Genomic DNA, 20,744 nt, shown 5'->3' with positions numbered 1-20,744 from the left:
GCTTTACACGCTACATCGCACCTGCGAGAAGGCCACGGGCTCAAAGCGCCCAGCGGGCACCGGTGTGGGGCGCAAGGTCTCGGTGATGATCAGGTTCACGGCATCGTCCAGCCGGGTGGCAATGTCGCTGTGCACGTCGTAGCTACCCTCGGGGGTCAGGGTCACCTGCGAATCGGTGGCGTAAATGCCGGGCAGGATGTGTTTGGCCCCCAGCGACTGCAGCACGGGGCGCAGGGCGTAGTCCAGCGCCAGCATGTGGTGCGGACTGCCGCCCGTGGCCAGGGGCAGCACGGTTTTGCCCTTGAGGGCGGTTTGCGGCAGCAAGTCCAGAAACACCTTGAGCACGCCGCTGTAGGCCGCCTTGTACACAGGGGTAGCGACCACCAGCACGCGGGCCTTGGCCACCTGGTCGGTAGCGGCCACCACGGTGGGGTGGCCAAAATCGGCCAGCAGCAGCGCCTGGGGAGACAGGTCGCGGATGTGGATGCGGTCTACCAGCGCGCCACGGGCATGCAGGCGCTGCGATACAGCGTCCAGCAAGGCGGCGGAGCGGGAGCGCTCTGAGGGGCTGCCAGCAATCAACAAGGCGGACATGTCTTTTCCTTACTACTGTTTTGATAGCTGCTTGCGCTTTATGGATGGGCGCTAGCGGCTGATTTCATTCAAAGGCTGCGTTCAGGCAGTGCTCCGCCCTGCCCGCGCTGCACGGTCTGGCAGGCGGGACCCGAATGACCCCGACAGAGCCGGGGTGCTGGGGTGTGGAGGGCGGCGGCGGGAGAGCCGTTTACTTCTTGGTGTAGATCTGGTCGAAGCTGGCCCCGTCGGCAAAGTGTTCCTTGGCCGCCTTGGTCCAGCCGCCAAAGGCGTCGTCAATGGTGAACAGGTTCAGCTTGGGGAACTGCTTGGCGTACTTGGCCTTGGCCTTGTCAGACACCGCGGGGCGGTAGAAGTGCTTGCCCGCAATGTCCTGGCCCTCTTCGGTGTAGAGGTACTTGAGGTATTCCTCGGCCACGGCGCGGGTGCCCTTCTTGTCCACGTTCTTGTCCACGACCGACACAGCGGGCTCAGCCACGATGGAGAGAGAAGGCGCAATCACGTCAAACTTGGTGCCAAATTCCTTTTCCAGCAGGTAGGCCTCGTTTTCCCAGGCGATCAGCACATCGCCCTGGTTGCGCTGGGCAAAGGTGATGGTGGAGCCGCGCGCACCGGTGTCCAGCACAGGCACGTTGCCGTACAGCTTGGCCACAAAGTCCTTGGCCTTGGCATCACCGCCGTACTTGCGCTTGGCAAATTCCCAGGCAGCCAGATAGTTCCAGCGGGCACCGCCCGAGGTCTTGGGGTTGGGCGTGATCACGCTGATGCCAGGCTTGACGAGGTCATCCCAGTCCTTGATGCCCTTGGGGTTGCCCTGGCGCACCACCAGCACGATGGTGGAGGTGTAGGGCGAACTGTTGTGCGGCAGGCGCTTTTGCCAGTCTTTGGGAATCCAGCCGCCGTTGGTGTGCAGCGCGTCGGTGTCACCTGCCAGCGCCAGGGTGGCCACGTCAGCCTCCAGCCCGTCGATGATGGAGCGGGCCTGCTTGCCCGAGCCGCCATGGCTTTGCTTGATGGTCACGTCCTGCCCGGTCTTGGCCTTCCAGTATTTGGCAAACGCCTGGTTGAACTCGACGTACAGCTCACGCGTCGGGTCGTAGGACACATTGAGCAGCGTCACAGACTGCGCAAAGGACGGCAGCGCCGTCAGCGCCAATGCGCCTGCAAAGGCTGCGGCCAATGGAAACTTGATAAAGTCGCGGCGAAAGTTCATGGAGGGCCTCGTTTATTGGAATGCGGGACGGTGCAAATCACCGATGAAACGCATTCTGAAAGGCCCTCTTAAAAACTGGAACTACTGAGATTTCAGTTCTTTATATCCAAATCATCTGAGGCGCACTCGGCGTCTGCCCGCTGCAGGCACCCGAGGCCCGCCTTGCTTTGACATAAACCACGACAAGGAATCACCATGGCACGCACCGTCCAATGCATCAAACTCGGCCAGGAAGCAGAAGGTCTGGACTTTCCGCCCTACCCTGGCGAACTGGGCAAACGCATCTGGGAAAACGTGAGCAAGCAGGCCTGGGCCGACTGGCTCAAGCACCAGACCATGCTGGTCAACGAAAACCGCCTGAACCTGGCCGACGCCCGCGCCCGCCAGTATCTGGCGAGACAGATGGAAAACCACTTCTTCGGTGGCGGCGCAGACGCCGCAGCGGGCTACGTCCCGCCCAGCGCTTGAGTGATCTAACGCAACAGCGGTAAAGCCCGCTTCGGGTACAAACCCACCCCTGCACGGCGCCCTTGTGGCGCCCTTTGTTTTTCCAGGTTGTAGACATTCATCGTCTTTCCATGTCCGAGCCCATTGACTGGTTGCCCGACGGCACCCCTTACAGCCCGCGCTTTGGCGACCGCTACCACAGCGAAAACGGTGGCCTGGCGCAGGCGCAGAACACGTTTTTGCACGGCTGCGGCCTGCCTGAGGCGTGGGCGGGGCAGAGTCAGTGGCGGGTGCTGGAGACAGGATTTGGCTTTGGGCTGAACTTTCTGGTCACTTGGGCGGCTTGGCGGGCTGATCCTGCGCGGCCACGCATGCTGCATTTCATCTCGGTCGAAGCCTGGCCTGTGGCTGCGGCAGACCTGTTGCGCGCCACCGCGCACCACACCGAGCTGGCCCCGCTGGCGCAGCAACTGCATGACCAATGGTGGGGCCTGCTGCCCGGTGTGCACCGCCTGAGCTTTGAAGAAGGCCGCGTGCTGCTCACGCTGTATGTGGGCGATGCGCAGGAGATGCTGCGCCAGCAGGCTCCCACGGCCGATTCGGTGTACCTGGACGGTTTCAGCCCCAAGGTCAATCCAGACATCTGGAGCGTGCACACCCTCAAAGCCGTGGCCCGCTGCTGCCACCGCGGCACACGGCTTGCCACCTGGTCGGTAGCGCACAGCGTGCGCGATGCCCTCACGCAGTGCGGCTTTGTGGTGAACAAGGTGCCCGGTGTGCCCCCCAAGCGGCACAACCTGCAGGCCCGCTACGACCCGCACTGGGAGCCACGCCCGCGCAGCGCAGCGTTAGAGCAATCCGCCGCTGTACCCGTGGGCAACACCGGCAAGCACTGCATCGTGCTGGGCGCAGGGCTGGCGGGCGCCGCCACCGCCGCCAGCCTGGCACGGCGCGGCTGGCGGGTGCAGGTGCTGGACCAGGGGGCAGAGCCCGCCGCTGGCGCATCGGGCCTGCCCGCGGGTGTTTTTGCGCCCCATGTTTCGCCGGACGACAGCGTGCTCTCGCGCCTGTCGCGCAGCGGCGTGCGCACAACCCTGCTGCAGGCCAGGCAGCGGTTGCAGCAAGGGCTGGACTGGGCCCCCGAAGGGGTGCTGGAGCACCGGGTAGACGGCACCCCAGGCCTGCCCAAGAACTGGGCCCAAAGCCCCGGTGCCGACTGGAGCGTGCCCGCACCTGCCGAACGGCTGGCACAAGCGGGCTTGCCCGCCGATGCTGCCGCCTGCTGGCACCTGCAGGGTGGGTGGATTCGGCCCGGCCAGCTGGTGCGCGCCCTGCTGCGGGAGCCGGGCATTGAATGGCTGGGCCAGCGCCGCGCCGCATCCCTGCGCAAGGCGGCCCCCGAAGGGGGGGCACAACCCTGCTGGCAAGTGCTGGACGCGCAAGACCAGGTGCTGGCAGAAGCGCCTTTGGTGGTGGTGGCCGCTGGCTTTGCCAGCCATGCCTTGCTGGAGCAGCGCTACGACCTGCGGGCGGTGCGCGGGCAGGTATCGCTGGGGCTGAACGACCACCTGCACCCAGCCCCGGCTCCCTTCCCGGTGAACGGCCATGGCAACCTGGTGCCTGCGTTTGCCTGGGCTGCACCTACCTTGGGGGCAACCGACGCGCCCCAGCGCGGCTGGGTGATGGGATCGACCTTTGAGCGCGGCATGACCGCCCTGCCCCCCGCTTACCGCGAGCAGACCGCCGCGCACCATACCCACTGGGACAAGCTGCAAACCCTGCTGCCCACAGCCGCAAAACAGCTGGCCCCGCTGTTTGAAGCCCGGCTGCAGAAAAAAACCAAAGCCGCAGAAGCCTGTGCCGACATGGCAGAGCCTGAGCCGGGCGAGGCGCTGTGCGAATCTGCCGAGGACATTCGCCAGGCTGGTGGGCTGGGCACCTGGGGGGCCGTGCGCTGCACCACCACCGACCGGCTGCCCCTGGTGGGCCCGGTGAACGCCAAGGTGCTGCCCGGCCTGTGGGTGTGTACCGCCATGGGAGCCCGGGGCCTCACCCTGGCACTGCTGTGTGGCGAACTGGCCGCTGCACGCCTGAACGATGAGCCCTTGCCGCTGGACACCAAACTGGCCCGTGCCCTGGACAGTGAGCGCATGTAAGTCGCGCAGCAGTAACCCGCCCCAAGAACGTGTTCAAAGCCCTGCCAATACTTGCTTATATGAATATTTGCATATTGGCAGGACAAAACAATAGTTTGCATCCATAAGAAGCCCCTCTACATTCGCGGCCATGCAAGAAATGGCGTTTGTCTTTGCGGGGTTTGCAGTGGGGCTGATTGTTGGCCTCACCGGCGTGGGCGGTGGCTCGCTGATGACGCCTATCCTGATCTTCTTCTTCGGTATCAAGCCCCATATGGCTGTGGGTACCGACCTGCTGTTTGCAGCCTTCACCAAAATGGGGGGCACCGTCAGCATGGCCCGCCAGCGGCTGGTGCCCTGGAAGGTGGTGGGGCAACTGTGCGCAGGCAGCATTCCTGCCGCGCTGCTGTCTTTGTGGGCCTTGCATGTGCTGGGGCCTGCCAGCGGCATCGTTCACAGCATCATGACGACCACGCTGGGGTTTGCCTTGCTGCTCACCTCTGCCGCCACGCTCTACAAGGCGATTGTTTTCTCGGCCCAGCGCCAGGCGGCCGAAGCCAATGCACGCAAGAACCACACGGGCGATCCGACCCGGCCACGCCATTGGAGCCTGCCCATCCTGCTGGGTGCTGTGATTGGCACGCTGGTCACATTCACCTCCGTCGGCGCTGGGGCGATTGGCGTCACAGTCCTGCTGCTGGTCTACCCCATGCTCCCGCTGCCCCGCATCATTGGCGCAGACATCGCCTACGCCGTGCCGCTCACCCTGGTGGCCGGGCTGGGGCATGCCTCTCTCGGCACGGTGGATTGGCCTTTGCTTGCACAATTGCTGGCTGGCTCGCTGCCCGGCATCTGGCTGGGCTCCCGGCTGGTGTCGCGCACACCTGAGCGTTTCATCCGCTCCGTCCTGTCTCTGCTGCTCGCCTGGGCGGGCTTCAAACTGATTTTGATCTGAGTTGCACCACGATGTACCAATACACAGAATTCGACCAACAATTTGTGCAACAGCGGGCGCGGCAGTTCCGCGACCAGCTGAGCCGCTGGCAAAGCGGCAAGCTGTCTGAAGACGCTTTCCGCCCCCTGCGCCTGCAAAACGGCTGGTACGTGCAGCGCTACGCTCCCATGCTGCGCGTGGCTGTGCCTTATGGCGAGATCGCCAGCCGCCAAATCCGCGTGCTGGCCCAGATTGCCCGCGAGTACGACGAGCCCGAAGCCGCTGTCTTCAAAGCCGCCATGGAAGGCCAGGGCAAGCTTGGCACCACCTTCCTGCCCAAGAACTGTGCCCACTTCACCACCCGCACCAATGTGCAGTTCAACTGGATTCCGCTGTCCAAAAGCGCGGACGTGATGGACCTGCTGGCCAGCGTGGGCATGCACGGCATCCAGACCAGCGGCAACTGCATTCGCAACACCACCACCGATGCGCTGGCAGGCATTGCCGTGGACGAGATCGTGGACCCCCGCCCCTATGCAGAAATCCTGCGCCAGTGGACCACGCTGCACCCCGAGTTCGCCTTCCTGCCCCGCAAGTTCAAGATCGCCATCAGCGGTGCCAAGGACGACCGCGCTGCCACCGGCTGGCACGACGTGGGCCTGCATCTGGTCAAGAACGCCCAGGGCGAGATCGGCTTCAAGGTGTTTGTGGGCGGCGGCATGGGCCGCACCCCGGTGGTGGGCACGGTGATCCGCGAGTTCCTGCCCTGGAACCAGATCATGAACTACATCGAGGCCATCGTGCGCGTGTACAACGAGCACGGCCGCCGCGACAACAAGTACAAGGCCCGCATCAAGATTCTGGTCAAGTCCGAAGGCCAGAAATACATCGACGATGTGGAAGAGGAATACCGCCAGATTCTGGAAGTGGACGGTGGCCCGCACACCATTCCGCAAGCCGAGTTTGACCGCGTGGCTGCCTGCTTTGTAGACCCCCAGCTTGCCGATATTCCGGATGTGGACCCTGCAGCGCTGGAAGCATCGCTCAAGGCCCAGGCGGCGGAGCATGTGGCGTTTGGCCGCTGGCTGCAGCGCAATGTGCACCCCCACCGCAACCCGCAACTGCGCGCCGTAACCCTGTCGTTCAAGCGCCCCGGCCAATCGCCCGGTGACGCCACCAGCGACCAGCTCATCGCCCTGGCAGACCTGGTGGACAAATATTCCGCCGGTGAAGCCCGCGTGACCCATGACCAGAACGTGCTGCTGCCCTGGGTGCATGGCAGCCAGCTGTTTGCCCTGTGGCAGGAAGCCAAGTCCCTGGGCCTGGCCAGCGCCAACGTGCAGCTGCTTACCGACATGATCGCCTGCCCCGGCGGCGACTTCTGCGCGCTGGCCAATGCCCGCTCGCTGCCCATCGCTGAAGCTATCACCCAGCGTTATCAAGACCTGGACGAGCTGGACGACCTGGGCCCGATTGACCTGCACATCAGCGGTTGCATCAACAGCTGCGGCCACCACCACAGCGGCCACATCGGCATTCTGGGCGTTGATAAGGACGGCAAGGAGTGGTACCAGGTCACGCTGGGTGGCGCAGATGGCTCCGACCTGTCTGGCCCCGCAGTGGCAGGCAAGGTGATTGGCCCCTCGTTCTCAGCGGCCGAAGTGCCCGACGTGATCGAAGCGGTGCTCGGCACCTACCGTGACCTGCGCGAAAGCGGTGAGTCCTTCCAGGCCGCTGTACGCCGTGTGGGCCTGGACCCCTTCAAGGAAGCCGCCAAGCAGGCCCGCCACAAAGACGAAACCCTGGCCGCCGCCTGAAGCCGCCCGCCAGAAGACGCACCGCTACGAGTCCCCGACGATGATGAACCTGACACTGATCGCAGCCCACGAACACCAGCCCCCCGCAGAGGGCGACGCCCGCGTGGTGGCGCTGGCCAACGACGCAGACGCGCTGGCCCTGCCGCTTGATGGCGTGGAACGTGTGGACCTGCACTTTCCCAACTTCACCGATGGCCGCGCTTTCAGCCAGGCCTTTTTGCTGCGCCGCCGCCGTGGCTTTGCGGGTGACATCCGCGCCACCGGCGATGTGCTGATTGACCAGCTGGTGCAAATGCAGCGCACGGGCTTCAGCAGCGCGGTGCTCGCCGAGGGCGTGGACGCTGCCGATGCGCAGCGCCAGTTTGAGCTGTTCCCTGGCTTCTACCAGGGCGATGCCATCAACCCCCTGCCCCAGTTTGCAGGCTCTGCTGCAGCCTGAGCTGCGCGCCCGCCCCGTTTGATCCAGGCCACCCACCCGCCCCACACCATGAGCCACATTGATCTTGCTTCCATCAACGCCGAACTCGGCCGCAACGCCCAAGGCCTGGTGGCCTGGGCATTGGGGCTGAACCAGCCAGCCATCGTCACCACCAATTTCCGCCCGTTCGAAGCCGTGATCCTGCACCTGGTTACCCAGGTAAAGCGCGATGTGCCCGTGGTGTGGATGGACAACGGCTACAACACCGAGGCCACCTACCGCTTTGCCGACGAGGTGACCAAGCAACTGGGCCTGAACCTGCAGATCTACCTGCCCCGCCGCTCCCGCGCCCATCGCGAGGCGGTGGAAGGCGCGACGCCTGCGCTGGATAACCCGCGCCACGCCGCGTTCACCGAAGAAGTGAAGCTCGAACCCTTTGCCCGCGCCCTGCGCGAGACGGCTCCCAAGGTCTGGTTCACGGCCCTGCGCGCTACAGACACTGCTGTGCGCGCCCAGATGGACCCCGTCAGCATCAACCCCGATGGCCTCATCAAGGTGGCCCCGCTGCTGCACTGGTCGTCCAAAGACCTGCACGAGTACTGCGTGAAACACGGCCTGCCCAACAACTTTGACTATGTGGACCCCACCAAGGGCGAGGACAACCGCGAGTGCGGCTTGCACCTTGCGCACTGAGACCTGAGTCAACACAAAAAATCACCATGAACGCACGCACCGACTCCGCGACGCTGCAGAACCCGCCTATGAGCTACCACCTCAACAACTCGCACCTCGACGCCCTGGAAGAAGAAACCATCTTCATCCTGCGCGAGGTGGCCGCCGCCTTTGAACGCCCTGCGCTGCTGTTTTCGGGCGGCAAGGATTCGCTGGTCATGCTCAAGTGTGCGGAAAAAGCCTTTGGCACCAAGGCCAGCGGCGGTGGCATTCCGTACCCGCTGCTCATGATCGACACTGGCCACAACTTTCCAGAAGTGACGGATTTCCGCGACTTCCGGGCCAAGGAACTGGGGGCTGAGCTGATCGTGCGCAGCGTGGAGGATTCGATGGCCCGCGGTACCGTGCGCCTGGCCCACCCTGGCGAGTCGCGCAACGTGCACCAGTCCGTCACGCTGCTCGAAGCCATCGAAGAGTTCCGCTTTGACGCGCTGATCGGCGGTGCCCGCCGCGATGAAGAAAAAGCCCGCGCAAAAGAGCGCATCTTCAGCCACCGCGACAGCTTTGGCCAATGGCAGCCCAAGGCCCAGCGCCCCGAGCTTTGGACGCTGTTCAACACCCGCCTTCAGCCCGGCGAGCACTTCCGCGTGTTCCCCATCAGCAACTGGACCGAGCTGGACGTGTGGCAATACATCGACCGCGAGCAGATCGGCCTGCCCAGCATTTACTACACCCACAAGCGCCAGGTGGTGGACCGCAAGGGCCTGCTGATGCCCGTGACCGAGCTGACGCCCCCCCGCGAGGGCGAAGTGGTGGAAACCCGCGATGTGCGCTTCCGCACCGTGGGCGACATCACCTGCACGGCCCCCGTGGAGAGCACCGCAGCCACCCCGGCCGAGATCGTCATCGAGACACTGGCCGCCGATGTAAGCGAGCGCGGTGCCACGCGCATGGACGACAAGACCAGCGATGCTTCGATGGAGAAGCGCAAAAAAGACGGCTATTTCTGAAGCAGGTATTCCCAATGAGCACTACTAATTCGATAGCTGCCAGCGCACAACCAGCAAGCGCTGGGGGCACTAATAACCACATCTCTGCCCTCAAGTTCATCACCTGCGGCAGCGTGGACGATGGCAAAAGCACGCTGATTGGCCGCCTGCTGGTGGACAGCAAAGCCGTGCTGCAAGACCACCTGGCAGGCGTGCAGCGCGGTGGCGAAACCGACCTGGCCCTGCTGACCGACGGCCTCAGCGCCGAGCGCGAGCAAGGCATCACCATTGACGTGGCCTACCGCTACTTCGCTACCGAGGCGCGCAAGTTCATCATTGGCGATGCCCCCGGCCATGAGCAGTACACCCGCAACATGGTCACCGCCGCCAGCAGCGCCGACGCCGCCGTGGTGCTGGTCGATGCCACCAAGCTCGACTGGAAAAACCCCGAGCTGGCCCTGCTGCCCCAAACCCGCCGCCACAGCCTGCTGGTGCACCTGCTGCGCGTGCATTCGCTGGTGTTCGCAGTGAACAAGCTCGACGCGGTGGAAGACCCGCAACTGGCCTGGAAGCACATCAGCGCCGCGCTGCAGCGCTTTGCTCAGGCCGCAGGCATTGCCGTGCATGCCACGGTGCCTGTGTCTGCTTTGAAGGGCTGGAACGTGGTGGATGCCAACGCAGGCTGGTGCGGCTACCAGGGCCCCACCCTGCTGCAGGTGCTGGAAAAGCTGCCCAACACTCCGGCAGACACGGGGCTGGCGCTGGCCTTCCCGGTGCAGTGGGTGGAAAAGTTCTCGTCCTCGTCAGACACCTCCCAGGGTCGCCGCGTGTTCTGGGGCCGTGTGGCTGCGGGCAATGTGGCACCCGGCACGCCCGTGCAAATTTTCCCTAGCGGCCAGCTTGCCACCGTGGCCCAGGTGCTGGACCATGCCCGCCGCCCCAAGGACGTGCCCGCAGGCACCAGCGCGGGCATCATCCTCGACCGCGAGGTGGACGTATCGCGTGGCGACTGGATCGTAGCCGCCCCCACGCCTGCTGCCGTGGCGGCTGACGACGACTTTGGCGACACCCCAGCGGCCACACCCGCCTGGCCCGCCAGCCGCGAACTGCGCACCACCATCGCCTGGATGGACGACGAGCCGCTGGTGGCTGGCCGCGTGTACTGGGCGCTGCACGGCCACCGCTGGATCAAGGCCAAGGTCAAGGCTGTAGTGCACAAGCTCAACATCAACACCCTGGCCGAAGAACCCGCCACGCAGCTCGACCCCAACGCCATCGGCCATGTGGAGCTGCTGCTGCAGGAGGCCATTCCGGCCGCGCCGTTCAAGCATGCCCGCGTGCTGGGCTCGCTGATCCTGGTGGATACGGCCAGCCACAAAACCGCGGGTGCGGTGCTGGTGAACTGATCCAGCGCAAGAGAACCCCTTTGAAAATTCCCTGAGTCCCCCTTGCGGGCTCAGGGGCCCTGTCCCTTCGTCGCGGTGAAAGCCTTAAAATCACGGGTTTTCACCGACCGACCCCACACAATTTTCCTGCCATGACCCACGTCGTTTCCGAAAACTGCATCAAGTGCAAGTACACCGATTGTGTGGACGTGTGCCCCGTGGACTGCTTCCGCGAAGGCCCGAACATGCTCGTCATCGACCCCGACGAGTGCATTGACTGCGCCGTGTGCATCCCCGAGTGCCCCGCCAACGCCATCTTTGCCGAAGAAGACGTGCCCTCCGATCAGGTCGCCTTCATCAAGCTCAACGCCGAACTGGCCTTTGCCGACGGCTGGAAGAGCATCACCAAGCGCAAGCCTGCCCTGCCCGACGCCGACGAGTGGAACGGCAAGCCCGGCAAGATCGCTGACCTGATCAAGTGATCCCTCCCCAACCGTTCACGTTGAGCCGGTTGAAGCGCTGCACAGGGCTTCGACACACTCAGCCTGAACGGTACTTGTGCACTGAACGCAGCTTGTGGCTACACGCCGTGCGCAGGGCATGACAGCCATGATTCAAGAAACCGATGCCGTCGTCATCGGTGCAGGCCCCGTGGGCCTGTTCCAGGTGTTTCAGCTGGGCCTGCAAGGCCTGTCCGCCCACATCATCGACGCCCTGCCCTACGCGGGCGGCCAGTGCGTTGAGCTGTACGGCGACAAACCCATCTACGACATCCCCGGCGTGCCCGTGTGCACCGGCCATGAGCTGGCCGCACGGCTCACCCAGCAAATCGCGCCGTTCAAGCCCCAATGGCACCTGGGCACCCAGGTGGCATCCATCCAGCCGCAGGCCGATGGGCGCTTTGCCGTCACAACCAGCCAAGGCGTAGAGCTGATCGCCCGTGCGGTCTTTATCGCCGCAGGCGTGGGGGCCTTTGTGCCCAAGGCGCTCAAGGTAGAAGGTATCGAGGCCTTTGCGGGCACACAGCTTTATTACCAGCACCTGCCCCCCGCTGCCCGCCTGCAAGGCCAGCGCGTGGTGGTGCATGGTGGGGACGACGCGGCGGTGGCCTGCGCCATCCAGGCCGCCACGGCTGCCGATGCCCCACCCGCCAGCGTGGTGCTGCTGCACCGCCGCGATGTATTCAACGCCCCGCCCGAGCAACTAGCCCAGCTACAAGCCCTGCGCGATGCCGGGCGCGTTGAAGTGATGGTGGGCCAAATCACGGGCATCGCCCGCGAAGGCGAGCGGCTGGCCGCCCTGCAAACCCTGACGCCCGAAGGCACCGAACGGGCCGTGTCTGTGGATGTGCTGGTCGTCGCCCTGGGCGTCTCCCCCCGCCTCGGCCCCATAGCCGACTGGGGCCTGGCCATGGAACGCAAGCAACTGGTGGTAGACACCGCCACCTTCCGCACCAGCGTTCCCGGTATCTACGCCGTGGGCGACATCATCACCTACCCCGGCAAGCGCAAGCTCATCCTGTGCGGCTTTCACGAAGCGACCCTGGCCGCGTTTGCCGCCGCCGAAGCCCTGAGCGGCAAGCCTGTGGTGCTGCAGTACACGACGAGTAGTACGCATCTGCATCAGTTGTTGGGGGTGAATTCAGCCGAGACCGTCAACGGCTGAACGCGGCCTCTGATAGGCTGATCGCCGCAAGCGCAAACGGGCGCGCAACGTTTGACATGAGAGAACTTGGCCCGACTTGCCTGGACAAATCCGCTCGATGAACTGGTCAGGCAGATGGCCACTCGTTTTAGAGATTCTTGCCCTCATCGATTCTCCCGCCATCCATTACGTATTTTGCCCATGCAATGATGTGTGCCATGGCGCTCCGTCCGGACGTATTTTGATCACAGACTTCATCGAGTCGAGCTGCGCAGACTTCCAGATGCTCGCGGAAGCCATTGCGCCCTCCGAAGTACTTATAGAACTCTGCTGTGTCGATACCTAGGCCAGATATTCCATACCTCCCTGCGATTCCTGGAGCGATGTCGTAAACCTCGGAAATATCATTACCCTCAAGTCTCGCTACATCAACAACGACTTCACAAAATAGGTCTTTCGCTCCATTGGAAACCCAAAGGTCAAAGCTGTCGTCGATGATTATTGGGGCGCCCATTTCTTGCTGCCGAACGTTTGATATGAGAGGCATGACCCGGCTTGCCGGGGCATGTCCTCTCGATGGAAGGGTTAGAGCTCATTTTGCAGACTTCGCCTCGCAGCCGGTAGGCACCAGGGCTCGGTGCCGCCGTGACGTACTTTCTTGCCATGCTTGCGAACCCATTTGGCTATGGACGTAAACCAAGCATCAAAGGCAGCAAGGTCGTATGCGGCCTCACTTGGCTGTGAGACGAATAGCTTGGCCCAGTACAGCCTTCCACCTACCTGTGGTTCCGGTGCATGGATGGGATGGCGCGAATACTCTAGGAGCGGTGCGCCGCGGGTTTGCAGGCGAAAGTAGGATCCTGGCACGCCAGTAGCCTTTTCATAGTAGTCAACGCGCTCAAACGACGCTTGCCATGGGAACGCTAGGTTATGGACCCAGAAGGGCGAGGCCAAATCTTCTTGAATGAAGCTCGTCACAGGCTCTGGCCTTGGCGACCAAGAGCGGTACAAGACGACATCTGCCGTACCAGAAAGGAAGCTGAGGAATGCAGCTTCATCTTCCTGCTGCATTGAAACTGCGATTTGGCGACCCATGAGCTCTAACTCAATGTAGACGGCAAAACCCGGTTGATACATCCGGGGCGTGACGATACATCTTTTGAAAAAAGATCCTGCAACCCGCATGCCTGTTGGCTTGCAAACGACGGAACTGTGCAAATAAACAGGTATAGTTTTTTCATGAAACCCGGCAAGCATTACGTCGCCAAACTATAGCGGGACAGTAAGCCCACAGAACTTGCCTACTGCGTGCTCTGAGCGGAGCCATCCATCAGTTTGGAATCCACAGCAGCTTCGGAGTCCTGCTATCCAAGTTGGCTCAAGACAAACGCTCAATTCGCGCTGCCCCCATGCACACCGACAAGCAGCGCCCGCCCCTCACACCACAAACCGCGTAGTCAACAAAATCACCACCGGCATCGTCACCAGCGCCAGCACGGTCGATACCGCCACGCTGGCCGTGACTTCATCCTGCGCCACCTCATAGCGCTGCGCAAACAAAAACACATTGGCCCCCACGGGCAGTGAGGCCGCGACAATCATCACGGCCAGGGGCAGGCCTGACAGGCCCAGTGCCCAGCCCATGGCTGCTAGCAGCAGGGGGTGAACGATGCACTTGGCCACGGCAATGCGCAGCGCGGCCTTGAAGTGGTGCCCCACGGGGGTGAAGACCAGGGTGACGCCCACCAGCAGCAAGGCCAGCGGGCCCAGGGCCTGGCCCAGCAGTTGCAGGGGTTTGTCTACCACGCTGGGCAGCACCAGCCCGGTCTGGGCAAACAACAGCCCGGCGATGATGGGCAGCGGCACCGGGTGCAATACGCCGTTGCGCACCGCCTGCAGCACGGTGCGCCACATGGGTGGGGGCGTGGCGTCGGACTGGCCTGCGTGTTCTTTGGCGGCAGCCAGCTCAAACACTACGGTGGCGGCGGTGAGCAGGATGAGGGAGTGGACGGAGATCAGCGTGAACAGCGTGACCAGCCCCGCATCGCCAAACACCAGGCCCACCAGCGGCACACCAATCATCAGCGTGTTGCTGAAGGTGTTGGCCAGGGCGCGTGCAGCCCCCAGGCGGGTGAAGCCTTGCCACACCATCGTTGCGCAATACAGGGCGATGAAGGCGGCAAAGTAGATGGCTACCGGGCCAAAGTTGAGGTCTTCGAGGTGCACGGTGCTCATGGTGCGAAACAGCAGCGCGGGCGACAGCACCATGAACACGAGGTTGGACAAATCTTTGACCGAAGCAGCCCGAATCCAGCCCTGTCGGCCCGTGACAAACCCGATGGCGATGAACAGCACCACGGGCACCAGAGAGGAAATGACGGGAGAGTTCAAGGCGGGGTCAATGAGGTGGGATAGGGATTTGCAACGGCTGCATGAGGGGAGTTGAGATAAAGAAAGAGATAGAGGCGCGATAAATGGGAAGAAACGGGAAAAGGCGGGACGAAGTGGGATTGCTTCCTTGAAAGACTCTTTCGCGAGAGGAAAAAGGCGACTTCGGAGGCTCTTCTCCGTTTGGCGCGATCAATCTGTTTGATTTCCTTGAGGCCAGTTCATCGTTGCGAACAACAGGCCGGTTACCAGCAAGTAAACCGTTCGTCCATCCTTTTCAGTAAACACCGGTTTACCGTCTGGATCAGGAGGTAGCGCCTCAGCGAGACACCGCACCCAGTCCTTAACAGGGCTTTTAGAAAAGCTCGCTTCTTTGGGATGATGTGCAAAGTGGTTTCTGATGGCGCGCACACAATCCAAATGATCACAGGCATGCGAATTCAGTATGCCAAACGCTCGCGCAAAGTCGATGCGTTGCGAAAACGTCGAGAGCGCTCCGTTGCTGCCAAAAATCTTATCTTTGAGCTTTTTGTCTTTGACCACCATCTTGGACTCTAGGAAAGTGCCCAAGTAGTTTTCTACATAGCTTCCGGCCAAGACTGCCGCGCCGCGATCGCTCTCATCGTGGAAAATTCGAACCATTTCCTGATAGTCGTCGACAGTTAGAACTTCTGGTTTCATGGGTGATACGCAATAGCGAAAGGTGAGGACAACGCATTTTGGCAGCGGCAGGTAACACCACCCCCAGGAGATATCACTCCCCCATCAAGTAGCTACGCACCTGGCGCACGATGTTCGCCGTGTCATCGGCGGATGCACCCAAGAATGGGCGTGCCGGGATATCGCCCCATGGCAGCGGAAAGCTCCCCTGTCTTGTCCTGTAGAGGCCAAAGCCATATTCACCCGACTTTGCGCCGTATTGAAAGGTACCGGCGTTAACCATCGGGCTGCCTATAGAAACGGCATCCTCACCCTGGAGCTGGTAATTGATCGTGGTACTCAGCGCCCTGGTTTCGCCCGTTCCGGGCTTCTTGCTCGCCAGTTTGGCTGCGCTTCGTTTTGTCAGATCCCCGTCTTTCTTGCGCGCAAAGCGGGCGCTGTAGCGCGCCAATGTCACAGCGCTGTTCGGTGCCCATGCAGTACCGTCTGGCGCTGTAGCAGAGGCAAAACGCTGTTTCGTTGACTCTGCCAGGTCCTCGCCAATCTCTCTGCGAAGAGCACGCAGGTCTGCCGCGCGCTCGACTAAACCGTGAAGGTAGTCCAAGCCGCTGCGGCTGGTCAGTTCGATAATTTGCGGCATACAGCGACTCCTCGTAAAATTGAGTCCTGCCTTGTGCATTGACCCCCGGTAGTTTTCGCCGGTCTCGTTTTGAACGTTTTGGTCAGAGCACGAGGCTTTTGTATTTCTAGGTGCTGGTTTTGATGACCAGGCTGGTGAGCTGCAGGGATCGGTTTCGCTTCCCTGACAGGATTTCCCACACTGAGCGGAACGTTTCGCCCTCAATCTTCTTGGTAGCAACCACCGTAGGGTTGCCTTTTCTGGACTTTTCCCCTGCACGCAGGGCGTCGGGGTCGTTCAAGACCTCCTCCAGCTTTGAGAAATCATCAGGTGTTGCCGATCTCTGCCCCTTGCCATCGAACCCATGCGAAGCATGTACGTGTCGAGGTGCCTCGGCAGGCAGAAGAGCGGTGTAGCCACGCGTATCGACCCCTGTAGCGTCCATGATCCAGTCAGGGCGCTCAATGAAGCCCAGGAAAAGCGGGTCTTTGCGTTGGCGATCCTCAAGTACCGAGCGCACGAAGTCGGGCACCAGTTCATCAGCTTTGATGGTGCGATTGACGTCTGCAGACAGCGCTTTGCTGATGGCGGGGGGGTATTCGATCAACTTGTCCTGCACGAACGTGCGCAGCTCGTCATTTGAGCGCGTCCCAGGCGCATAGTCCCAGCCCTCGTCTATCCCCACAGGTGCACCGGTGGCTGGATCTATGTCAGCCCATCCTGCAGGAGGCTCGGTCGCATCCTCATCGCCGGGCTCGGCCACAGCAACAACTCTGCATTTGCAGCCCCACCCATTCGGAGGAAAGTGAGTCTCCCAAAAGGGGTGGTCGTGGCGTAGGGTGAGCTTCATATCGCCCCATTGCTTATGCTGGGGCCGGGGATGCGTCACGCTGTCGTTGTGAACGTACCGCCAAAAGGGCCGCTTTTGCAGCAGTTCAGGCTCCAGCAGCTGGGCTCTACGCCCTGCCGCGTAGGACGTCATGATGTTGGTCTGGTAGATCACTCGGGTGCGCCAAGCTTCGCCAGCCTGAGTGCCCTGACCAGTCCAGCCTGACCAACCATGCTTTGCAACGATCGCATCGAAGTCCTTTCGGAAATCGGCGATGCTTCCACCTTGGACCGCCTTGTCGACCGCCTGACGAAGGTCGTGCAGCAAGTCCGCCTTTGCTGCTCCAGCAACAACGAAGGCCCGGTCATGGGCTGCTTTCTGAACGTCCCTCCAGCTCTCTGTCGGAAGATTGAGCTTTCGGCGCATGAAGTCAATCTGCGCCTGGAACTGCTGGCGTGCTCCATCGACAACTGAGCGCGCGGCATTGCCCATCTCAGCCACGGCTACCCCCTTGAGCAGCCTGGTCTCGCCCTTGCAGATCTGCCAACTCAAAGGCCAAAGCCATAACTTCGGTCAGCTCGTCTGTCGGGAGATCGCCGTAAGCCTCTAGCAGGGCGTCCTGCAAAGATTGTGGATCTTCATGGCGCTGCACGAGCGCTTTGATATCCCGCAGCCAGGATGAAAAGATGGGAGCGGCAGCAGCCCCCAGCTCATTTGCGGTTCTCTGAACCAAGTCCTGAACAGCAGCAGTCTCGGCGAACTCAGCAGGAGCCGCATCAGCACCGATCGCTGCAGTAGCGACTGGCGCTGCCTCAATATCGCTGTCTTCCAGCTTGTACACACGCTTCCAATAACTTGGAGTGAAACGCAAACCTGCCTTTGTAAGGGTCGCGTCGCGTTCGGCCTGGCTGACATTGACGTCGTCTTCCTCAAACAGCACGAACGTGGGGGCCGGGGCCTGCTCCCCGTCATGCAGATCCGTGATCCAGCGCAGAAGCTGATTCATGGTGGCCATCGTCAAGGAGGCGTCCCCGTCCCGAATGGTTTTTGCGACCTCAAGCCCAGCAGCTGCGCTGGCCCGGTTGCTGTTGGACTCAGTGCTCTGGTTCTGGCCGAGCAGAGCGATGTTGATCTCCGAGCGGCAGTACATCAGCAGCCGCTCGTATAGCTCGGCACTGGCCCCCTTATCGCCGGACTCAATGATGTCGATGCTGCTGTCGTCTGGAATAGCGGCAACTGCGTCCTGGATCATGGACTCTAGCTTGTCTAGGAGCGCGCTCACCTCATTGCCTGGTGTACCGCGCGGCTGTTTGCCGACGAGCCAAGGGGTGCCGTACTTCTCGGTAAAGGTCACCCAGAATTTCAGCCCTCCACGCATGAACGTATCAGCCCAGAAGCACATCGACAGGTCGGGAAAACCGTAGGGGTTCACATAGCTGGCATCCTGACGTGCGAGAAGGAACTTGCGGGGCTCCAGCTCTTCGCCCACCAGAGGCTGATGACGGCTGCGAAAGCGCAGCTGCGCGTTGTTATCGAAAAAGAACCACTCCTGCGGCTTGCCGATGACCTTCAACGGGGCAACTGCACCATTGAAAGGCCCCCAGGTCAACTCCAGCGGTTGATATCCGAAGAGCACAGCATCGGTGATTTCATTGATCAGGCTATCCATGTCGTAGGTGGACAGCACGTCGTTGATTAGGCGCGTCACTCTGGCGCTGGCCTTGCCTCTCTCAATGCGCCACTCCAGGGCTTTAACCGCTGCTTTCCTTCGGCGAATGGGACCGCCGACCGAAGCGCGGCTGCGCATATCTCGGTAGATCGAAATGTCCTTGCCCTGGCGCTTGAGGATAGGGTCCGGGTTCGGCAGCACATAGCCGAACGACAGATCCATGCTGCGATCGCGACTGGCAATGTCTTGCGACAAGCTTTGTCCCGCCCTCGGCTCTGCGAAGGCGACGAATTCAGTGGGGGTAACGTAAATGCCTCGGGACATGCTCAATAGCCTTCAAGTGATACTTCACTGCGGCGGGGGCGACTCTCAACGTGCACCGGGCCGTAGTCCATTCGGGATGCCGCATGGGCGTAGACGCAAGCCATCGCGTTGTCTCCGTGGCCCCCGTCCGCCGTCTTGCCCTCTGGCATGCGCGGCACGCCACGGATCAGCCGAATCGCTCGGTGCGACTGGAGTAGCCCATCGTGCTGGGGAATCTCGATCGTGTCGTCTTCAAACGCCGCCTTGTAGGGCGGCATGTTGTCGCGGTACCAGCCCTCGGTAGGCATGAGGCGCTGCACCATGGCCCCGTACTTATCAAAGGCCGCCTCACCGATATAGCTGCCATTGCCTCGGCTATCAATCACGATGCCGCTCAATCTGGGCAAAGCTTCCGTAATCGTGAAGAGCACCAGCAGCTGCTCGTTATAGGGGACGTTCTTCAGTTCGACCAGGAACGGAATACGCACCCGCAGATTGCTCGCAATTGCAGCCGGTGCGATACAGGACAGGTCGCCACTGCGCCCAAAGTCCATGCCGAGCGCGTGGCGCTCGTCTGGCTTGAAAAGGGAAAGCAACGGCTTCAAGTGCTCATCAATCCAGTCCTGCATTTCCCGCTGACGCAGGTCAGGCCGTGCATTGTTGAAGTCGATGCTGCCTGTGAAGCGGATCACAGGCGCTTTTCGCATACGGGCCTCGATCAACGTCCTGGAGAGCCATGCTCCCCCACCCTTGGATGGAATGCAGAAAAGCTCCTCATCTTCGTTGGGTTTGTAGCGGTTGATCATGGTCTGCCGCCACTCAATCTCACGCTCTCTCGACCACTCCTGCCCGGTTACCGTGCAAATCTTCTTGTACAGCCCGTCGCGCAGAGCATCGTCCAGATCGACCCGGTGCACGCTGTATGGATACTTCCCGGCCCGAACGTCGGTGATCAGCTCGTTGAACGGGTTTTCCTCCCCGTCGTGGGTGCTGATGATGCGAATCTGCCCGCCCCACATGGTCATGGCCATGGCAGCCTTCAGGACTTCCTTGATGTCATCCAGGAAGGCTCCTTCGTCAACCACCAACCGCTCACCTGGTCGTCCCTTAGACCGCAGGTTCCGTGGGCTGCTGGTGAACGCCTGGATGACGTTGCCGCTGTCAAACCTGATCGTGTAAGTGAGGATCTGTTTGTCCTCCTCTTCAAGCACGGACTCTTCGATCTGGCTGGCTGCAGCATTGAAGGCACGAGCCCAGGTCGCACAGTCTTGGATGAACCCAGACGTCATCTCCTTGTTGTAGGAGATGTAGTAGACGTTCGCGCCCTCCGCGCTGGCCGCGTACAGCACATCGTCGGCAGCCTCCGCGTAGCTGATACCGATACGGCGGGACTTCTCCATGATCTTGACCTGCGCAGGATCGGCGATCCAGTCCACCTGGTACTGCATCAGGATGCGCGCAGCCTGGGCCACCTGTGTTTGCTGCATCACAACTGCCCCATGATCGCCAGCCGCAACGCGTCAACACCAGCTGCAGAAAGGCCATGTTGCCTGCCAGTCTCGCTGGCCTGCTGTGCCGCGTCTTCCAGGGCCTTCTTGCGGGCGGCCTCTTCGATCTCCTTGCGCACGGCCAAACTGAATTTCTTCTGTGTGACCGAGGCCTTGCCGATCTCGGCGGCATTTTTGAACAGCTTGTTGACGTCGACGTCTTTGGCGTCGATATCCATGTCCATCAGAAGCGTGAAAATTTTCTCCTGGGTCATCCGCACCACGGCAGAGCCCAGTTTGTCCTCGTCGTCAGGCGCTGCGTCCACCAGGGCACGGGCTTGCTCGCTTGCCATCTTGAGTTGCGCCATTCGCTGCTCAAAGGGCGAGCCGTAACGCTGCAGCGCCGACTTGGAAACCTCGGCACCACGGGCTTTCAGATCGGCGGCGAGCTGCACATAGTCGCCAAAGCCGCGTTTGACCAGCTCGGCATCAAGCCACTCTTTAAGCTCAGGCGGCAGCGAGTGCACTTTGCTACGTGGTG

The 20,744-nt window shown here is 61.8% G+C and carries 21 protein-coding genes; 10 read left to right on the top strand and 11 right to left on the bottom strand.

Annotated features, from left to right (window positions below):
* Positions 1 to 3 precede the first annotated feature (3 nt).
* On the bottom strand, positions 4 to 594 hold the full coding sequence (ssuE, locus tag AACH87_RS11695) for an NADPH-dependent FMN reductase (RefSeq protein WP_338794611.1): 591 nt from the start codon (positions 592 to 594) through the stop codon (positions 4 to 6).
* A gap of 190 nt (positions 595 to 784) precedes the next feature.
* Positions 785 to 1,807, bottom strand: coding sequence for a sulfate ABC transporter substrate-binding protein (locus AACH87_RS11690; RefSeq protein WP_338794610.1), 1,023 nt, complete (start codon positions 1,805 to 1,807; stop codon positions 785 to 787).
* Positions 1,808 to 2,002: 195 nt separating this feature from the next.
* Between AACH87_RS11690 and AACH87_RS11685 the strand changes: the two genes are divergently transcribed.
* From AACH87_RS11685 to AACH87_RS11640, 10 genes are all read left to right on the top strand, one after another.
* Positions 2,003 to 2,275 (top strand): oxidative damage protection protein, encoded by a 273-nt coding sequence (locus AACH87_RS11685; RefSeq protein ID WP_044400580.1) that lies wholly within the window; start codon positions 2,003 to 2,005, stop codon positions 2,273 to 2,275.
* A 110-nt stretch (positions 2,276 to 2,385) separates the two neighbouring features.
* The gene (gene mnmD, locus AACH87_RS11680; protein WP_338794608.1) at positions 2,386 to 4,410 is read left to right on the top strand and encodes a tRNA (5-methylaminomethyl-2-thiouridine)(34)-methyltransferase MnmD; all 2,025 of its coding nucleotides are present in this window, start codon (positions 2,386 to 2,388) and stop codon (positions 4,408 to 4,410) included.
* Between the two features lie 130 nt (positions 4,411 to 4,540).
* A complete protein-coding gene (locus AACH87_RS11675; protein ID WP_338794606.1) occupies positions 4,541 to 5,344 on the top strand; it encodes a sulfite exporter TauE/SafE family protein in 804 nt (267 codons plus the stop codon).
* 11 nt (positions 5,345 to 5,355) lie between these two features.
* Positions 5,356 to 7,140: a nitrite/sulfite reductase gene (locus AACH87_RS11670; protein ID WP_338794605.1), complete on the top strand. Its 1,785-nt coding sequence runs from the start codon at positions 5,356 to 5,358 to the stop codon at positions 7,138 to 7,140.
* A gap of 49 nt (positions 7,141 to 7,189) precedes the next feature.
* Positions 7,190 to 7,579: a DUF934 domain-containing protein gene (locus tag AACH87_RS11665; RefSeq protein ID WP_338798933.1), complete on the top strand. Its 390-nt coding sequence runs from the start codon at positions 7,190 to 7,192 to the stop codon at positions 7,577 to 7,579.
* Between the two features lie 48 nt (positions 7,580 to 7,627).
* On the top strand, positions 7,628 to 8,251 hold the full coding sequence (locus tag AACH87_RS11660) for a phosphoadenosine phosphosulfate reductase family protein (protein ID WP_338794604.1): 624 nt from the start codon (positions 7,628 to 7,630) through the stop codon (positions 8,249 to 8,251).
* A 26-nt stretch (positions 8,252 to 8,277) separates the two neighbouring features.
* The gene (cysD, locus tag AACH87_RS11655; RefSeq protein ID WP_338794603.1) at positions 8,278 to 9,240 is read left to right on the top strand and encodes a sulfate adenylyltransferase subunit CysD; all 963 of its coding nucleotides are present in this window, start codon (positions 8,278 to 8,280) and stop codon (positions 9,238 to 9,240) included.
* Positions 9,241 to 9,254: 14 nt separating this feature from the next.
* On the top strand, positions 9,255 to 10,625 hold the full coding sequence (locus AACH87_RS11650) for a GTP-binding protein (RefSeq protein ID WP_338794602.1): 1,371 nt from the start codon (positions 9,255 to 9,257) through the stop codon (positions 10,623 to 10,625).
* 131 nt (positions 10,626 to 10,756) lie between these two features.
* Positions 10,757 to 11,086, top strand: coding sequence for a ferredoxin FdxA (fdxA, locus tag AACH87_RS11645; protein ID WP_338794601.1), 330 nt, complete (start codon positions 10,757 to 10,759; stop codon positions 11,084 to 11,086).
* Positions 11,087 to 11,213: 127 nt separating this feature from the next.
* Positions 11,214 to 12,269: an NAD(P)/FAD-dependent oxidoreductase gene (locus tag AACH87_RS11640; protein ID WP_338794600.1), complete on the top strand. Its 1,056-nt coding sequence runs from the start codon at positions 11,214 to 11,216 to the stop codon at positions 12,267 to 12,269.
* A gap of 127 nt (positions 12,270 to 12,396) precedes the next feature.
* Here the strand turns inward: AACH87_RS11640 and AACH87_RS11635 are convergent, their stop codons facing one another.
* The 9 genes from AACH87_RS11635 to AACH87_RS11595 form a co-directional block, all read right to left on the bottom strand.
* Complete coding sequence (locus AACH87_RS11635) at positions 12,397 to 12,795, bottom strand: hypothetical protein (protein ID WP_338794599.1); 399 nt, start codon at positions 12,793 to 12,795, stop codon at positions 12,397 to 12,399.
* Positions 12,796 to 12,833: 38 nt separating this feature from the next.
* Positions 12,834 to 13,505, bottom strand: coding sequence for a hypothetical protein (locus AACH87_RS11630; RefSeq protein ID WP_338794598.1), 672 nt, complete (start codon positions 13,503 to 13,505; stop codon positions 12,834 to 12,836).
* Positions 13,506 to 13,685: 180 nt separating this feature from the next.
* Positions 13,686 to 14,639 (bottom strand): AEC family transporter, encoded by a 954-nt coding sequence (locus AACH87_RS11625; protein ID WP_338794597.1) that lies wholly within the window; start codon positions 14,637 to 14,639, stop codon positions 13,686 to 13,688.
* 189 nt (positions 14,640 to 14,828) lie between these two features.
* On the bottom strand, positions 14,829 to 15,317 hold the full coding sequence (locus AACH87_RS11620; RefSeq protein ID WP_338794596.1) for a hypothetical protein: 489 nt from the start codon (positions 15,315 to 15,317) through the stop codon (positions 14,829 to 14,831).
* 73 nt (positions 15,318 to 15,390) lie between these two features.
* The gene (locus AACH87_RS11615) at positions 15,391 to 15,936 is read right to left on the bottom strand and encodes a phage virion morphogenesis protein (protein ID WP_338794595.1); all 546 of its coding nucleotides are present in this window, start codon (positions 15,934 to 15,936) and stop codon (positions 15,391 to 15,393) included.
* Between the two features lie 106 nt (positions 15,937 to 16,042).
* A complete protein-coding gene (locus tag AACH87_RS11610; protein ID WP_338794594.1) occupies positions 16,043 to 17,296 on the bottom strand; it encodes a phage minor head protein in 1,254 nt (417 codons plus the stop codon).
* Positions 17,238 to 18,737, bottom strand: a complete 1,500-nt coding sequence (locus AACH87_RS11605) for a DUF935 family protein (protein ID WP_338794593.1) — start codon at positions 18,735 to 18,737, stop codon at positions 17,238 to 17,240. The genes AACH87_RS11610 and AACH87_RS11605 overlap by 59 nt, the downstream gene beginning before the upstream one ends.
* 2 nt (positions 18,738 to 18,739) lie before the next feature.
* Positions 18,740 to 20,203 (bottom strand): terminase family protein, encoded by a 1,464-nt coding sequence (locus AACH87_RS11600; protein ID WP_338794592.1) that lies wholly within the window; start codon positions 20,201 to 20,203, stop codon positions 18,740 to 18,742.
* Positions 20,203 to 20,730: a phage protein Gp27 family protein gene (locus AACH87_RS11595; RefSeq protein WP_338794591.1), complete on the bottom strand. Its 528-nt coding sequence runs from the start codon at positions 20,728 to 20,730 to the stop codon at positions 20,203 to 20,205. The genes AACH87_RS11600 and AACH87_RS11595 overlap by 1 nt, the downstream gene beginning before the upstream one ends.
* Positions 20,731 to 20,744 lie beyond the last annotated feature (14 nt).

Source organism: Acidovorax sp. DW039 (genome assembly GCF_037101375.1).
Lineage (GTDB): Bacteria > Pseudomonadota > Gammaproteobacteria > Burkholderiales > Burkholderiaceae_C > Acidovorax.
This window is presented reverse-complemented; position numbering and strand designations above follow the sequence as displayed.

Coding starts and splice junctions, on each gene's coding strand:
- AACH87_RS11605 (WP_338794593.1), bottom strand. CDS start 18,737: ATGTCCCGAGGCATTTACGTTACCCCCACTGAATTCGTCGCCTTCGCA.
- AACH87_RS11620 (WP_338794596.1), bottom strand. CDS start 15,317: ATGAAACCAGAAGTTCTAACTGTCGACGACTATCAGGAAATGGTTCGA.
- AACH87_RS11650 (WP_338794602.1), top strand. CDS start 9,255: ATGAGCACTACTAATTCGATAGCTGCCAGCGCACAACCAGCAAGCGCT.
- ssuE (WP_338794611.1), bottom strand. CDS start 594: ATGTCCGCCTTGTTGATTGCTGGCAGCCCCTCAGAGCGCTCCCGCTCC.
- fdxA (WP_338794601.1), top strand. CDS start 10,757: ATGACCCACGTCGTTTCCGAAAACTGCATCAAGTGCAAGTACACCGAT.
- cysD (WP_338794603.1), top strand. CDS start 8,278: ATGAACGCACGCACCGACTCCGCGACGCTGCAGAACCCGCCTATGAGC.
- AACH87_RS11600 (WP_338794592.1), bottom strand. CDS start 20,203: ATGCAGCAAACACAGGTGGCCCAGGCTGCGCGCATCCTGATGCAGTAC.
- AACH87_RS11675 (WP_338794606.1), top strand. CDS start 4,541: ATGCAAGAAATGGCGTTTGTCTTTGCGGGGTTTGCAGTGGGGCTGATT.
- AACH87_RS11635 (WP_338794599.1), bottom strand. CDS start 12,795: ATGCCTCTCATATCAAACGTTCGGCAGCAAGAAATGGGCGCCCCAATA.
- AACH87_RS11640 (WP_338794600.1), top strand. CDS start 11,214: ATGATTCAAGAAACCGATGCCGTCGTCATCGGTGCAGGCCCCGTGGGC.
- AACH87_RS11630 (WP_338794598.1), bottom strand. CDS start 13,505: ATGCTTGCCGGGTTTCATGAAAAAACTATACCTGTTTATTTGCACAGT.
- AACH87_RS11685 (WP_044400580.1), top strand. CDS start 2,003: ATGGCACGCACCGTCCAATGCATCAAACTCGGCCAGGAAGCAGAAGGT.
- AACH87_RS11660 (WP_338794604.1), top strand. CDS start 7,628: ATGAGCCACATTGATCTTGCTTCCATCAACGCCGAACTCGGCCGCAAC.
- AACH87_RS11670 (WP_338794605.1), top strand. CDS start 5,356: ATGTACCAATACACAGAATTCGACCAACAATTTGTGCAACAGCGGGCG.
- AACH87_RS11615 (WP_338794595.1), bottom strand. CDS start 15,936: ATGCCGCAAATTATCGAACTGACCAGCCGCAGCGGCTTGGACTACCTT.
- AACH87_RS11690 (WP_338794610.1), bottom strand. CDS start 1,807: ATGAACTTTCGCCGCGACTTTATCAAGTTTCCATTGGCCGCAGCCTTT.
- mnmD (WP_338794608.1), top strand. CDS start 2,386: ATGTCCGAGCCCATTGACTGGTTGCCCGACGGCACCCCTTACAGCCCG.